Origin of the sequence: Geopseudomonas sagittaria (assembly GCF_900115715.1) — a bacterium.
GTDB lineage: Bacteria > Pseudomonadota > Gammaproteobacteria > Pseudomonadales > Pseudomonadaceae > Geopseudomonas > Geopseudomonas sagittaria.
Genome location: NZ_FOXM01000005.1, coordinates 227,250 through 242,099, shown reverse-complemented (window position 1 = coordinate 242,099; position 14,850 = coordinate 227,250). Strand labels below are relative to the sequence as shown.

At 64.0% G+C, this 14,850-nt stretch carries 12 protein-coding genes; 3 read left to right on the top strand and 9 right to left on the bottom strand.

Features of this window, described 5'->3' with window-relative positions:
- Position 1: 1 nt before the first annotated feature.
- The 5 genes from pseC to waaA all read right to left on the bottom strand — a co-directional run bounded on the left by pseC (position 2) and on the right by waaA (position 6,202).
- On the bottom strand, positions 2 to 1,162 hold the full coding sequence (gene pseC / locus BM297_RS08605) for a UDP-4-amino-4,6-dideoxy-N-acetyl-beta-L-altrosamine transaminase (protein WP_092430256.1): 1,161 nt from the start codon (positions 1,160 to 1,162) through the stop codon (positions 2 to 4).
- 3 nt (positions 1,163 to 1,165) lie between these two features.
- Positions 1,166 to 2,164 carry a UDP-N-acetylglucosamine 4,6-dehydratase (inverting) gene (gene pseB / locus BM297_RS08600; RefSeq protein ID WP_092430254.1) on the bottom strand — a complete coding sequence of 333 codons (999 nt, stop codon included), beginning with the start codon at positions 2,162 to 2,164 and terminating at the stop codon, positions 1,166 to 1,168.
- A 33-nt stretch (positions 2,165 to 2,197) separates the two neighbouring features.
- Entirely contained in the window at positions 2,198 to 3,454 is a 1,257-nt protein-coding gene (locus BM297_RS08595) for a lipopolysaccharide biosynthesis protein (RefSeq protein ID WP_092430252.1), read from the bottom strand.
- A gap of 234 nt (positions 3,455 to 3,688) precedes the next feature.
- The gene (locus BM297_RS08590; RefSeq protein WP_092430250.1) at positions 3,689 to 4,750 is read right to left on the bottom strand and encodes a Wzz/FepE/Etk N-terminal domain-containing protein; all 1,062 of its coding nucleotides are present in this window, start codon (positions 4,748 to 4,750) and stop codon (positions 3,689 to 3,691) included.
- A gap of 165 nt (positions 4,751 to 4,915) precedes the next feature.
- Positions 4,916 to 6,202: a lipid IV(A) 3-deoxy-D-manno-octulosonic acid transferase gene (waaA, locus tag BM297_RS08585; RefSeq protein ID WP_092430248.1), complete on the bottom strand. Its 1,287-nt coding sequence runs from the start codon at positions 6,200 to 6,202 to the stop codon at positions 4,916 to 4,918.
- A 295-nt stretch (positions 6,203 to 6,497) separates the two neighbouring features.
- Here waaA and BM297_RS08580 point away from each other — a divergent pair, with 295 nt between their 5' ends.
- From BM297_RS08580 to BM297_RS08570, 3 genes are all read left to right on the top strand, one after another.
- A complete protein-coding gene (locus BM297_RS08580; protein WP_092430245.1) occupies positions 6,498 to 7,673 on the top strand; it encodes an NAD(P)/FAD-dependent oxidoreductase in 1,176 nt (391 codons plus the stop codon).
- Positions 7,670 to 8,527 (top strand): aldo/keto reductase, encoded by an 858-nt coding sequence (locus tag BM297_RS08575; RefSeq protein ID WP_092430243.1) that lies wholly within the window; start codon positions 7,670 to 7,672, stop codon positions 8,525 to 8,527. Before BM297_RS08580 ends, BM297_RS08575 begins: the two co-directional genes overlap by 4 nt.
- A 129-nt stretch (positions 8,528 to 8,656) precedes the next feature.
- The gene (locus BM297_RS08570; RefSeq protein ID WP_092430241.1) at positions 8,657 to 9,529 is read left to right on the top strand and encodes a metal ABC transporter ATPase; all 873 of its coding nucleotides are present in this window, start codon (positions 8,657 to 8,659) and stop codon (positions 9,527 to 9,529) included.
- Between the two features lie 77 nt (positions 9,530 to 9,606).
- Here the strand turns inward: BM297_RS08570 and BM297_RS08565 are convergent, their stop codons facing one another.
- The 4 genes from BM297_RS08565 to BM297_RS08550 form a co-directional block, all read right to left on the bottom strand.
- Complete coding sequence (locus tag BM297_RS08565; protein ID WP_092430369.1) at positions 9,607 to 10,539, bottom strand: ketoacyl-ACP synthase III; 933 nt, start codon at positions 10,537 to 10,539, stop codon at positions 9,607 to 9,609.
- Between the two features lie 131 nt (positions 10,540 to 10,670).
- On the bottom strand, positions 10,671 to 12,095 hold the full coding sequence (gene hldE, locus BM297_RS08560) for a bifunctional D-glycero-beta-D-manno-heptose-7-phosphate kinase/D-glycero-beta-D-manno-heptose 1-phosphate adenylyltransferase HldE (protein WP_092430239.1): 1,425 nt from the start codon (positions 12,093 to 12,095) through the stop codon (positions 10,671 to 10,673).
- A gap of 149 nt (positions 12,096 to 12,244) precedes the next feature.
- Complete coding sequence (gene msbA / locus BM297_RS08555) at positions 12,245 to 14,041, bottom strand: lipid A export permease/ATP-binding protein MsbA (RefSeq protein WP_092430237.1); 1,797 nt, start codon at positions 14,039 to 14,041, stop codon at positions 12,245 to 12,247.
- 139 nt (positions 14,042 to 14,180) lie between these two features.
- A complete protein-coding gene (locus BM297_RS08550; RefSeq protein WP_139231039.1) occupies positions 14,181 to 14,825 on the bottom strand; it encodes an acyltransferase in 645 nt (214 codons plus the stop codon).
- Positions 14,826 to 14,850: the final 25 nt, after the last annotated feature.

Sequence of the window (14,850 nt, the reverse complement as noted above, 5' to 3'; positions counted from 1 at the left end):
TTTAGCCTGCAGTTGAGGATACCAAGGCCTTGACCACCTGATCCTGCTGCTCCTCGCTCATGGTCTGGAACATCGGAAGGCTGATGGCCTCGGCATAGTAGCTTTCCGCCTGCGGAAAGTCGCCAGTCTGGAAACCCATGCGTTGGTAATACGGCTGGGTATGTACCGGGATGTAGTGCAGGTTGACTCCGATACCTAGCTCACGCAGGGCTTCGAACACCTGGCGGTGAGTCTTCTGGAGCTTGTCCAGCTGCAGGCGAATCACATACAGGTGCAGACCGGAGTAGCTATCCGGATGCTGCCAGGGTGTGGTGACCGGCAGACTGCCCAGCAGATCGTCGTAGCGGCGAGCCAGTTGGTGGCGACGGGCCACGTACTGGTCCAGCCGCTCCATCTGGGTGACACCGAGAGCGGCCTGTAGTTCGGTCATCCGATAGTTGAAGCCGAGATCAATCTGCTGGTAGTACCAGGGGCCATCGGCCTCGTGAGTCATCTGCGCCGGGTCACGGGTGATGCCGTGGCTACGCAACAGGGCCATCTTGTTGGCCAGTTCGGCATCGTTGGTCAGCGCCATGCCGCCTTCGGCAGTGGTGATGATCTTCACCGGATGGAAGCTGAATACTGTGATGTCGCTGTAGCGACCGTTGCCGATGAACTCACCCTGGTACTTGCCGCCGATGGCGTGGGAGGCGTCCTCGATGATCTTGAAACCATAGCGCCGGGCCAGCGCGTGAATGGCTTGCATATCGCAGGGCTGACCACACAGGTGCACCGGCACCACGACCTTGGGCAGCCTGCCTTCGCGTTCGGCCCGCACGAGCTTGCGCTCCAGTGCCTGCGGACAGAGGTTGTAGGTGCGGGGGTCGATATCGACGAAGTCCACCTCTGCTCCGCAGTACAGACCGCAGTTGGCCGAGGCGACGAAGGTGACCGGGGTGGTCCACAGACGGTCGCCGGGACCAAGTCCCAGCGCCAGGCAGGCGATATGCAGCGCAGAGGTTGCGCTGTTCACCGCCAGTGCATGGCTAGCACCGACATGCTGCGCCACGCTTTGCTCGAAGCGCGGCACCATCGGCCCCTGGGTGAGAAAGTCGGATTGCAGCACACCCACGACGGCATCGATGTCGGCTTGGGTGATGTCCTGGCGACCGTAGGGAATCATGAATCAGATGCTCCCGATCTTGTCGCGGTTGATGTCGATCCAGGTCTGCAGGTCAGCGTCGCTCATCCACTCGGAGTTGTTGTCGCTGGCGTAGACGAAACCTTCCGGCACCCTCTTGCCGTCCTTGATGCGCTTCTCGCAGGTGGCCCAACTGTTGATAGTCGGCAGGATCTTGAAGTGCTCGGGGTACTCGTAGGTGTAGTAGGCATCCTCGGCGCTGATCATCTGCTCATGCAGCTTCTCGCCGGGACGGATGCCGACGACTTCCTGCTTCGCATCGGGTGCGACGACACGCGCCAGATCGGTGACCTTCATCGACGGAATCTTCTTCACGTAGATTTCGCCGCCTTCCATATCCTCGAAGGCATGCCAGACCAGCTCCACGCCTTCTTCGAGGGAGATCATGAAACGGGTCATGCGCTCATCGGTGATCGGCAGCACGCCCTTGTCCTTGATCGACATGAAGAACGGGATTACCGAGCCGCGCGAGCCCATGACGTTGCCATAACGGACCACGGCGAAGCGGGTGTCGTGGCCGCCGGAGTAGGAATTGCCGGCGACGAACAGCTTGTCGGACGCCAGCTTGGTGGCGCCGTACAGGTTGATCGGACTGCTGGCCTTGTCGGTGGACAGGGCGACCACGCGCTTGATGCCCTTGTCGATGCAGGCATCGATCAGGTTCATGGCACCGTTGACGTTGGTCTTGACGCACTCGAAGGGGTTGTATTCGGCAGTCGGGACAATCTTGGTGGCAGCGGCATGCACCACGTAGTCGACACCGTCGAGGGCGCGGTACAGACGCTCCTTGTCGCGCACGTCACCAATGAAGAAGCGTACGCGAGGATCACCCTCGAACTTCTTGGCCATGTCCCACTGTTTCATCTCGTCGCGGGAGAAGATGATGATTTTTTTCGGGTTGTACTTGGCCAAGGTCATCGGCACGAAGGTGTTGCCAAAAGAGCCGGTGCCGCCGGTGACGAGGATGGTCTTGTTGCTGAGCATTCAGTGTGTCCTTTGGTAAAGACCTTGAGTGTTTCAAGAGCAGGTTGAACGATATTGCAAAGGAGTCAGGCGGAAAAATGCCCACGACTTCCAGAGCAGGATGAAAAGAAAGGCGCTACACAGCCCAAGCGGAACAGCCAGCACCGGCCAAGACTGGGAAAACAGCCAAGTCGCCGGGATAAATGCCAGCAGGCTAGCAATGTGGCTGTGGATAATCGGTTTATCATGGCCTTGGGCATAAAGCGCGCAATGCGGAATCATGCTGAGAGCATAGAGCTGGGTAGCAAGCAGTATCCAAGGGAAAATGCCCTGTTGTTCGAGATACAGGGGTTTTTCAAGTCTGTCCAACAAGGGACCGATCAGCAGTAGTGCAATCAGGATAAAGGCAGTGGAGAGTGCAACAGTCTGAGTCAACAGTTTGCGCATACCCTGGCGGAAAGCCGTTGAGTCTTTATGGCTGTGGGCACTGATCAGGCTGGGATAGCTGAAGGCGAAGACGCCAGCATCGAGAAAGGATATCAGGGCATTGCTGATACCCATGAACAGGACATAAGCGCCGAGTACTTCCAAACCGGCCAGCGATTCAAACCAGTAGCGATCGAGGGTGAACAGACCACGAAGCGCGAGGGTCGCAACCAGAAAGGGAATGGCGATCTTCAGCCCCTTGAGAATCCAGCTCCAGTCGACTTTCTTGTGCCAACCACCGATCTGCAGTTGCTTGAGCCTGAAGGCTCCAAGACACAAGGCAAGGAAGCCCCCCACAGCCCATGCGCCGAACACCATTTCCAAGCTACGCGAACCAGGCTCTATAAACATCAGTGCGGTCACAGCTACGGCCCAGCTGCCCGAGCGCAGGAACAGTACCAGGCTGGCCAAAAGCTGTTCAGAGACGGCGACAAGAAGGCGGCCAAGCTCTTGGGTCAGGTGCTCGAGAACCAGTAACGTAAAAAACCAGCCAGCAACACTCCAAGGCAGTAGACCTTTGATAAAGATCAGGCCTAGCGGCGGCAGGAAAAGAATGTAAAGAGCCAGTGAAAGCGCGCCTTGGTCCTTGAGCAGTCCTCCCCATTCACTGCGTTCTCGCTTGAGAAGCTCGCGGGTGGTGAAGGTGTAGAAGTCGAAACCGAGCAGATACAACGCATAACCGATAGTCGCGGTTAGCAGGCCGTAGAGACCAAGCTCGGCAGGTTCGAGGAATCTGGCGAGGAAGAAGATCAGGAGGAACTTGCTAGCCAGCGTCATGCCGCGCAGGGCGATGTTGGTCAGGCGAATAAAGCTGGTTGCTGGCATTGGTGTTTGTATCTGGTTTGATTGTTGGCGGGCAATTGGCAGCCCCTTCGCCGTATAGGCGCAGCGTCCATGATTCAGGTGCTGATCTTTACTCCCAGCTTGGGGTTTTCAAGCACGCTACCGCCCCAGGATTTGACGTCGCTTTCCTGAGAACGGCAGGTTAACGCAGTCGCCCGCACCGCTTGCGCGGCACGGGCGTTGTCATGCCAGCAGGAAAGCCTGCCTGGCTCGCGATCATACGGCGGCGGTCGGGTCCTTCCGTAGTAGACGCCGAATCAGCGCAAGGAAAATACCGAGCATTCCGCCAAGTGCCAAACCGAGGATCAGGATCGAGCGTTTCTTCGGTTTGATCGGGGTTTCCGGAACCTCGGCCGCGCTGTCGAGGGTGAAGACGGCGACGTTGTCGGGCTTCACGTCAATACGTTGCAGGAAGACTAGCCGGCTCTGCAGATAACGCAGCTCACTGATAAATGGATCATCCGACTCTCGGGCCTCCAGCACCTGCAGCTCTGCACGGATGGCTTTGGCGCCACGCATGTACATCAGGCTGCCATCAACGAAGGAGGACAGGTCGCCATCCGAGGAGGTGCGTCCAGGAGTGACCTGCGGCGCATCTACCCCCACCTTGTCCGCTACTACCAAGGCCTCCTTGAGGCGAGCGATGCGGTCTTCCCGGCGCTTCAGTGCTGCTTCGCGCAACACCTCGATCTGCCGCTCGATCTCTTGGATACGAGCATCAAGCTCCTGGCGTACATTCTGCTGCATGTCGCTGCGCGCCAGCTCAGCGGCACGCTCTACGTAGAGGTTGACCCATTGCGCGGCGAGCTCGGGATCCTTGTGCTCGACCCGCACCTCGAAATACTCGGGGCGAGCCTTCAAGTCCGGCGCCTTGGCCGTTAACGTCGCGCTGTACTGTTTCCACAGCACATCCTGCGGAGCCGAGCGCTGCTCTTCGGTCAAGGAAGGCAGATAGACCTCTCTGAAGAAACTACGGCGGGCCGATTCGGAGATCAGGTTTCGGGTAAATACGCTGTAGACGTCCGCCACTTTGAACTCGACCAGCTTGGCCTCAGCACGGCCAACATTGTAACCGGCGATATCGCTCAGACGCGGCGGCAGCAGGCTGGATTTCGCCTCGTACACGGGGGTGGCAAGAAAGGCATAGGCGGCTGCGCCTGCACCGACCACCAGAGTGACCAGCAGGATCAGCAGACGCTCGGCCCACAGGCCGGCAAACAGCTCTCGAAGGTCGATTTCGTCATCGCCGTAACGATTGTGGATTCCTGCTTGCTGCACTTACTGCTCCTTGGTTTATGCGCCTGACCGAAAAGGACCCGGCATGCTAAGGAAGGCACTCAATGCTGGCAATACGCTTGAGACCGTCGCATGGATTTTGCCCAACCTGCCACCCCATGCCGGCAAGCTGGCATTATTTTCGCGGTTGGCCTTTACGCCAAACCTTCAGTCGCGCCGTCCTCCGGCGATCAACAAACGCTCAAGCCCATTCAGCAATCGCTCTAGAGCGCCTTGATTGGCCTTGAGTACGCCGAGGCCAGCCTGTCCCATCCGCTGACGGCGGGCGCTATCCGCTTGCAGTTGCTGCACGGCCTCATGCAGCGCCTGGGTATCGGCCACCTCAGCCAGCGCCCCAGCCTCGCGCAACTGCGCGGCGATCTCGAGGAAGTTGAACAGGTGCGGACCGCTGAGCACCGGCAAACCCAGGGCCGCCGGCTCCAGCAGGTTGTGCCCCCCATTGGGCACGAGACTGCCACCGACGAAAGCCACATCCGCCAAGGCGTAAAGGAACAGCAGTTCGCCCATGGTATCGCCGAGCAGCAGCTGATCGCCCTCGCCCACTGGCTGGCCGGATGAGCGGCGCACGGTGGCGAAGCCTTCGCGCTGGCATAGGACATGGACGGCCTCGAAACGTTCCGGGTGTCGCGGCACCAGGATCAGCAGGCTGTCGGATTTTTCGGCCAGCAGTCGACGATGGGCAGCAAGAATGATCTCGTCCTCGCCGGCATGGGTACTGGCGGCGATCCACACCGGGCGCTGGTCGGCACCCCAGCTGGCGCGCAGCGCCTGGGCACGCGATTGCAGTTCGGGGTCGATGGTGAGGTCGAACTTGATCGAACCGGTGACGCTGACGCACTCGGGGCGGGCGCCCAGCTGGCGAAAGCGTTCGGCCTCGGCCTCGGTCTGCGCGGCTATCCAGCTCATCTCGGCGAGCATCGGTCGGGTCAGGCCGGCGAAGCGGGCATAGCCGCGGGCTGACTTCGCCGACAGGCGGGCGTTGGCCAGTACGGTGGGAATGCCGCGCCGGGCGCACTGGTGGATGTGGTTGGGCCACAGCTCGGTTTCCATGATCACCGCGAGCTTCGGTCGCGCCCGATCGAGGAAACGTGCCGCCGCCCACGGCAGGTCGTAGGGCAGGTAGCAGTGCTGCACCTGATCGCCGAACAGCGCGCGGATGCGCTCGGAGCCGGTGGGCGTCATGCAGGTAACGGTGATCGGCAGTTCGGGATGGTGCTCGCGCAGGGCGCGGATCAGCGGCGCGGCGGCGATGCTCTCGCCCACCGAGACGGCATGCACCCAGATGCCGCCGGGCTTGAGCGGCGATAGCTTGAAGGCGAAGCGCTCGGCGATGCGCTGGCGGTAGGCCGGCGCCTTGCGCCCGCGCAGGTACAGGCGCAAAGCGATCAGCGGCAGAGCCAGGTGCAACAGGAGCGTGTAGAGGGTGCGGTTCATGGGCGCGGAGGATATCAGTTGGCCGCCATTTTATGCGGCCATCCGTCACACGGAGCACCACGCTCTGGCGGGGTCAACTCTAAGCACTGCATGGGCGGAGATCCTTATGGCAGGCCTGTGGCCTGCATCGCCGCGAGGTCGCGCCTCCCACAAGCCACAAGTCCACAAGTCCACAAGTCCACAAGTCCACAAGTCCACAAGTCCACAAGGATCGTGCGCTCTCGGGGGCTTCCGGCGGCACTGCGCCGGTGCCCGGCGTTATACTTTGCCCCTTGTTCCCGAATGGCACCCGTTCATGTCTCAAGCCCTGAGCACCGATATCCTCATCGTCGGCGGCGGTATCGCCGGCCTCTGGCTGAATGCCCGCCTGCGCCGGCTCGGCTACGCCACCCTGCTGGTGGAGAACGACCGCCTCGGCGGCGGGCAGAGCGTGAAGTCGCAGGGGATCATCCATGGCGGCACCAAGTACGCGCTGAGCGGCGCGCTGACCGGCTCCTCCGAGGCCATCGCCGACATGCCCAGGCGCTGGCGCGAGGCGCTGGCCGGCAGTGGCGAGCTGGACCTCTCCGGCGTGCGCCTGCTCTCCGAGGCGCACTATCTGTGGTCGCCGGGCACCCTGGCCGGCAACCTGACCAGTTTCTTCGCCAGCAAGGCCATGCGCGGACGGGTCGATCAGGTCAAGGGCGCCGAGCTGCCGCCGGCGCTGCAGCACCCGAAATTCAAGGGCAAGGTCTATCGCCTGGCCGAGCTGGTGCTCGACGTGCCGAGCCTGATCGCCCGCCTGGCCGAGCTGGGCGGCGACGGCCTGCTGGCCGGCGAGCGCATCGCGCCGCTGCGCGAGGATGGCGAGCTGGTCGGCCTGCGGGTCGATGGCCGCGAGATCCGCGCCCGGCGCATCGTGCTCAGTGCCGGCCAGGGCAATGCCGATCTGCTCAACACTCTGGGCATCGAGCAGCCGAAACAGCAGCTGCGTCCGCTGCACATGGTGCTGGTCAAGGCGCCGACGCTGAAACCGCTGTACGCCCATTGCCTGGGTGGCGGACCGAAACCGCGGGTCACGGTGACCAGCCATCCGACTGCCGATGGTCAGTGGGTATGGTATCTCGGCGGCGATCTGGCAGAGGCCGACGGCGTGGCGCGCGACGAGGCGGCGCAGATCAAGGCGGCGCAGAAGGAGCTGGGCGAGCTGCTGCCGTGGGTCGATCTATCGGCTGCACAGTGGCGCACCCTGCGCGTGGATCGCGCCGAGCCGGCGCAGTCCGGCCTGGTGCGCCCGGACAACGCCTTTCTTAGCGAGCAGGGGCCTCTGCTGGTCGGCTGGCCAACCAAGCTGGCGCTGGCGCCGGACTTCGCCGACCGGGTGATCGCCACCCTCGAGCGCGAAGCGGTTCAGCCGGGCAACTGTCCGGCCCTGCCCGAGCTGCCCCGCCCCACCGTGGCTCGGCCGCTCTGGGAGGAACTGTTCGCATGAGCAGCCTGCACGACTTCTGGCGCCCGCTGGGCAGCACCGGCCTCGTCGTCTCGCCGCTGGGTCTGGGCACGGTCAAGCTGGGCCGCGATCAGGGGGTGAAGTATCCCAACGGCTTCACCATCCCCGACGACCGCACCGCCGCCGCCCTGCTCAGCCAGGCCCGTGCGCTGGGCATCAACCTGCTCGACACCGCGCCGGCCTATGGCGTCAGCGAGCAGCGTCTCGGCCCGCTGCTGCGCGGCCAGCGCCAGGACTGGGTGATCTGCAGCAAGGTCGGCGAGGAGTTCGACCACGGCGCCTCGCACTTCGACTTCAGCGCCGCGCACACGCGCTTTTCCGTCGAGCGCAGCCTGCGGCGCCTGGAAACCGACTATCTGGATCTGGTGCTGGTGCACTCCGACGGCAACGACCTCGCCGTGCTGGAGCAGACAGAGGTGTATGCCACCCTCGCCCAGCTCAAGCAGGAGGGCCTGATCCGCGCCTTCGGCTTCTCCGGCAAGACCGTCGCCGGCGGCCTGCGCGCGCTGGAGGACGGCGACTGCGCGATGGTCACCTACAACCTCAACGAGCAGGGCGAGAAGCCCGTGCTCGATTACGCGGCGAGCCATGGCAAGGGCATCCTGATCAAGAAGGCGCTGGCCAGCGGTCATGCCTGCCGGCCCGCGCAGCAGGTCGGCCAGGCCACCTCGCAGGAGGCCTGCCTGGCCGGCATGGATCCGGTGCGCGCCAGCTTCGAGCTGATCTTCGCCCACCCGGCGGTGAGCAGCGCGATCGTCGGCACCATCACTCCCGCCCACCTGGCGAGCAACGTAGCCACAGTGGCGGCGCTGCTCAAGGCGCGACAATCCGTCTGACCGATGCGCACAGACAGAGCGTTCAGGCTCGGCTAACCTCTCCTGACCCCGAGCCCCGCGTCTGTGTCACGCGCAGACGCGGGCTGACTGCACAATTCCAATGCATTCTTGTCAGCCCAAGGAGTCGCCATGCCCAGGATTCTCACCCGCAAGGACCCGAGCACCTTCAAGACCCAGCCGCTGCATGTCGAAGCCTCCGCGCAGCGTCTGGTCTACCAGCCGCTCGGCGCCCCGTTGAACTTCAGCCAGATGCTCGAGCGGCGCCGTCCGCTGCAGATCGACACGCCCCAGCACTTCACCTGCGAGCTGGCCAACCTCGGCGTCTCCGTGCGCCTGACCCTCAACTGGCAGGACCGCGACTACTGGCTGCTGGTCCGCCAGCAGCGCCAGGATCGCGGCGACTGTGTGCTCAAGCTGATTTCCGGCTACGTGCCGAGTCGCGAGCTGCATCTGCCGCTGCATACCGCCCTGCAGGAGGTGGCCGAGGAATGTCTGGTGGAAACCCCGCGCGGCTGGCTCGGCGGGCGCTTCGGCGAGCACTGGCTGCCCACCCCGCACGGCGCCGCCCTGCCCCATCACGGCCAGTACCACTACCGGCTCAGCCCGCTATCCGGCGCCGCCCGTCGGGTGCATGCCGGCAACCTGCCGCTGCTGGAGCGCCCGCAGGCCTACGTGCATCTGCCCACCGCCTCCCTGCAGCTGGTCTACGACCTGCGGCTGGAATTGCCGGAAGATTTGCTGGAGCCAAGTCTGTTCCACAGCGACGAATGCCTGGAGGACGGCGTTCTGCTCAGTCGCCTCGACCGCCAGAGCCCGGATCTCTACCTGCTGCCGGTGGATAACCCCGACAACGAGCTGTTCACCCTGCAGCACGGCGAACTGCGCAGCGCTGCCACCGACGGGCTGTGGCTGTCGGAAAGTTTTGCCGCTCAGGATGGCTGGCTGATCCGCGAGGAGCGGGTACGCTGGGACGATTGGGTGACGCAGCGACGCTGCGCCTGAGCACACTACCGGGCGAATGAGTTCGCCCCTGCAGGGGAACGGAGCCACGCAGGGGCGAATTCATTCGCCGCGGTTGCTCATCCGCGGCGGAAGAGGACGGCCGAGCCCCAGGACAGGCCGACGCCGAAGCCGCTCATCACCAGGTTCTGCCACGCCGAACCCTCGAAGGCGTAACGCTCCATCAACAGCGGGATGGTAGAGGACACGGTGTTGCCGGCGCCGCACATGTCCTTCACGACTCTGTCACCGTTCTCGCCTAGCCTCTTGGCAATGGCATCGACAATCGCGCCACTGCCCTGATGCAGACAGTAGGCATCCACGCTGTCCAGGCTCAGGCCGGCTTCCTCGAGGACTTCCTGCATGTGCGGGATGATCTTCAGGCTGGCGAAGTTGAACACCTGACGGCCGTTCATGTGGAAACAGCCATCGCGCACGATCAGATGATCGGCGCCGCTGCCGTCGGTACCGAAGCGCGCCGGGCCCAGTTCCCACAGCGGATCCTCGCCGATCCAGGTCGCGGTGGCGGCGTCGCCGAACAGCAGGGTGGTCATGCGATCGCTGCGATCCATGATCTTCGAGTAGGGATCGCAGGTGACCAGGATGCCGTTCTTCAGGCCGGCGGCTTCCATGAAGCCCTTGATCGCATAGAGGCCGTAGACATAGCCGGAGCAGCCCAGGGAGACGTCGAAGCAGGCCACGCTGGTGGGCAGGCCGATCTTGTGCTGGGCGATGGCCGAGGTGTGCGGCAGGCCTTCGCCGTCGCCGTTCTGGGTCACCACGATGAGCGCCTGGACATCCTCCAGACGCAGCTCGGGGTTCTTCGCCAGCAGGTTGCGCACGGCGGCGGCGCACAGATCCGAGGTGTCCTCGGAGGCATCCTTCACCGACAGCGTGGCGGTGCCGATCTTGGCCTGCACGAAGGCCTCATCCCGGTCGAAGGAGGCTGCCTGGGCGATGTTGTCGATCCGGCCTGCCGGGATGTAACTGGCGATACTTTTTATTCCAATCATCATGAATTCCCACAATTAAACCGATCACGCCAGCCCACGCCTCGGCAGCAATGGCTGGCCGCAGTCCCAGCAGTCCGTGCAGAAATGCTTGCGCCCCGCGTCACTGCGCGGCTGGCGCGCAATATTCGAGCTCAGGAGCGCTCGCGAATCTTCTCGACAATTGCAGTGGTCGAGCAACTATCGACGAAGTTCAGCACCTTCACGTCACCTCCGTAAGCCAACACGATGTCGGCACCAACCACCCCATCGAGGCCGTAGTCGCCGCCCTTGACCAGCACGTCGGGACGCACCTTCTCCAGCAGGACCTCGGGGGTATCCTCGGCGAAGCTGACCACCCAGTCCACCGCACCGAGGCCGGCGAGCACCGCCATGCGCCGGTCGACGCTGTTGATCGGCCGACCGGGCCCCTTCAGGCGCGCGACGGAGGCATCGTCATTGATCGCCACGACCAGCCGGTCGCCCTGGGCGCGCGCCTGCTCCAGATAGGCGACGTGGCCGGCGTGCAGGATATCGAAGCAGCCGTTGGTAAACACCACCTTCTCGCCATGGGCGCGGGCATCCTCGAGCACCGGCAGCAGCTGGTCGAGGGTCATCACCCCGCGACCGACGCCCTGCTCGCGCTGCACCGCACGGCGCAGCTCCGGGGCGCTGACGGTCGCGGTGCCGAGCTTGCCGACCACGATGCCGGCCGCCAGGTTGGCCAGCGCGACCGCCTGGGGCAGCTCCTCGCCAGCGGCCAGGGCGGTGGCCAGGGTGGAGATCACCGTGTCGCCGGCGCCGGTGACGTCGAACACCTCGCGGGCACGGGCCGGCAGGTGCAGGGCCGGGAAACCCTGGCGCAGCAGGGTCATGCCGTGCTCGCCACGGGTCACCAGCAGCGCGCCCAGCTCCAGCTCGGCGAGCAGCTTGAGGCCCTTGGCAACCAGCTCGGCCTCGTCGCTGCAGCGGCCGACCACCGCCTCGAACTCGGCCAGGTTGGGGGTGATCAGGCTGGCGCCACGATAGATGGAAAAATCCTTGCCCTTGGGATCGGCCAGCACGGCGATGTTGCGCGCCCGTGCGGCCTGGATCAGCGCCTGGTGGTTGGGCAACGCGCCCTTGCCGTAGTCGGAGAGGATCAGCACCCGGACCTTGTCCAGCAACGCGGTCACGTCGGCGAGCAGCGCGGTACCATCGGTGGTGAAGGGCTCCTCGAAGTCCAGGCGCAGCAGCTGCTGGTGGCGGCTCATCACGCGCAGCTTGACGATGGTCGGCTGGCTGGCAATGCGCTGGAAGTGCGCATCGACACCCGCGGCATGCAGGCGCTCGGCCAGGCTGTCGGCCGCCTCGTCCTGCCCGGTTACGCCGACCAGCCAGGCCGGCGCGCCGAGGGCCGCGATGTTCAGCGCGACGTTGGCCGCTCCACCCGGGCGATCCTCGATCTGCTCGACCTTGACCACCGGCACCGGCGCTTCCGGCGAGATGCGGTTGGTCGCGCCATGCCAGTAGCGGTCGAGCATGACATCACCGACCACCAGCACGGGGGCCTGATCGAAACGGGGCATGGACAGCTTCATGGGATCTCCGGGGGAGTATGAGAATCGGCGGCGATCATAACATGGCCGCAAAGTCTGCCAGGCGTGCCGCAGCACGCTCTGGATGCAACAGCACACAGGCTAGCCAGACGCGGCCATCGGCGCTCCACGGACGGGGCCGCAAAGCGCGCTCAGGCGATTTCCGCCCCGCCCTCCTCATCCAGTCCCATCGCGTGCAGACGCGCGTAGAAACCACCCTGCGCCAACAGCTCGCCGTGGGTGCCACGCTCGACGATGCGCCCCTGGTCCATCACCAGGATCAGGTCGGCCTTCTCGATGGTCGACAGCCGGTGGGCGATCACCAGGGTGGTGCGCCCCTGCATGACCCGGTCCAGCGCCGCCTGGATATGCCGCTCGGACTCGGTGTCCAGCGCCGAGGTGGCTTCGTCGAGAATCAGCAGCGGGGAGTCCTTGAGCAGCGCGCGGGCAATCGCCAGGCGCTGGCGCTGGCCGCCGGAGAGCAGCACGCCGTTCTCACCCACCTCGGTGTCGAAGCCCTGCGGCAGCTTGTCGATGAACTCGCGGGCGTAGGCATCTCCGGCAGCCCGCTCGACAGCCTCGCGCGGCGCCCCGGCCAGGTCGCCATAGGCGATATTGCTGGCCACGCTGTCGTTGAACAGGGTGACCTGCTGGGTCACCAAGGCGATATGCCGGCGCAGGTTGCGCAGGGTGTAATCCTCGACTTCCACCCCGTCGAGAAGAATCTGCCCCTCGCTGTGATGGTAGAAGCGCGGAATCAGGTTGGCCAGGGTCGACTTGCCGCTGCCGGAGCGCCCGACCAGCGCGACCATCTGCCCCGGCTCGACGCTGAAACTGATGTCCTGCAGCACCGGCTTGTCGGTCTCGGGATAGACGAAGCTGAGATTCTTCACCTCGAGGCGGCCGCTGACCCGCTCGCGCTCGACGCTGCCGCGGTCAGTCTCCGTCTGCTCATCCAGCTGCTCGAAGATGCTGTCGGCCGCCGCCAGACCCTTCTGGATGTTGGCACTGACCTCGGACAGCTGGCGGATCGGCTTGGGCAGCAAGCCGGCGGCGGTGATATAGGCCACCAGATCGCCGGCCGAGGCGTCGCCGCGCAGCAGCAGCACGAGGAACATCAGCGCCGCCATGGCGGTGTAGATCAACAGCTGCAGGGTCGGCGTGTAGATCGCCGAAGTCTTGATCATGCCCAGCTGCTTGTCGGTGTTGCCCTGACTGGCGCGCAGGAAGCGGGCCTGCTCGTAGGGCTCGCCGCCAAAGCTGCGCACCACCCGATAGCCCTGGATGGTCTCCGAGGCAACGTGGGTCACGTCGCCCATCGCCACTTGGATCTTCTTGCTCTGCTTGCGAAACTTCTTGCCCGCACTACTCACCACCACGGCGATCACCGGCAGGATGGCGAGCATCACCAGGGTCAGCTTCCAGTTCATCCACAGCAGGTAGGCGAACAGGAACACCACCGTCAGCCCCTCGCGGATCACCACCTTGATCGCGTCAGTTGCCGCGCCGGTGACCATGGTCACGTTGAAGGTGATCCGCGAGATCAGGTGCCCCGAGTTGTGGCTGTCGTAGTAACGGTTGGGCAGGGTCAGCAGACTGTTGAACAGCGCGACCCGCAGGTCGTGCACCAGCCCCAGCGAAACCCGGGCCAGAAAGTAGTTGCCGAGAAACGAGCCCACGCCCTGCCAGGCGGCGATCAGCACGATCAGGATCGGCACGGCGTACAGCAGCGGCAGCTCGGCCAGCCAGTCCACCCCGGGAAACAGGGCGGCATCGGGGTTGCTCAGACCGTCGACGAAGTACTTGAGGATCCCCGCCATCATCGGCTGGGTGGAGGCGAAGATCACATAGCCGATGATGCTGACCAGGAAGTAGCCTATGTAGGGCTTCACGTAGGACAGCAGGCGGAGGTAGATCTTGAGGCTCGATTGCCGGGCGGAACTGGCCATGCGGCGGCCCTTGTCACAGTTGGGAGGCGCGGATTGTATCAGCGAATGGCAACCAGCAAGGACATCGCCCCGCGCTGGGATTGCTGCCCATCCACTTTGTCGCACACGCCTCCCGGCATCACATCAAGGGCCAACCACCTCAGAGCTTGCTGCGATCCCAGCGAATTCCCCGCTTGACCACCTTGGCCGGAACCCCGGCTACCACGCAGTTGCCTTCGTCGAAGGCACGGCTGACCAGCGAGCGGGTTGCCACCACGGTTTCCGACTGCAACGTCACCCCCTTGAGAATCTGCACATCGCGACCGACCCATACGCGATCGGCAATCCTGATGCCGGACGAGGGGTTGAGCCGCTCCCCCGTTTCGAGATCGAGGATCGAATGCTTGTCGCCGGTGCGCATGATGATGTCGGTCGACAGCATGCAGTCCCGGCCGATATCGATGCTCGCCGCCTCATCCACTAGCAGGTAGGCCCCCTCGACGGTCGTATCCGCGCCGATCCGAATGTGCTGCCCCTGAGTATCGACCAGATAGATCTTGCCGGAGCTGAAGCGCACGTTCGAGCCGATCTCGATCAGGTTGTTCTCCCCGCCCAAGCGGATCTCGCAGTGCGTCAGCGTGACATTCTCGCCAATCACCAGGCGATTGTTGCGACCACGCAGCTTGATGGTGACCTTCTTCAGGTTGCGCTCGCTGCTGGCGGGCAGCTCCAGGCGATTGCCCTGACGGATCATCCGGCGGTTCTTGTAGAGCAGGTGGTGCAGACGCAGGGTCAGTTGCTGCAACATCGAAATCCTCACTTGTTCTGAA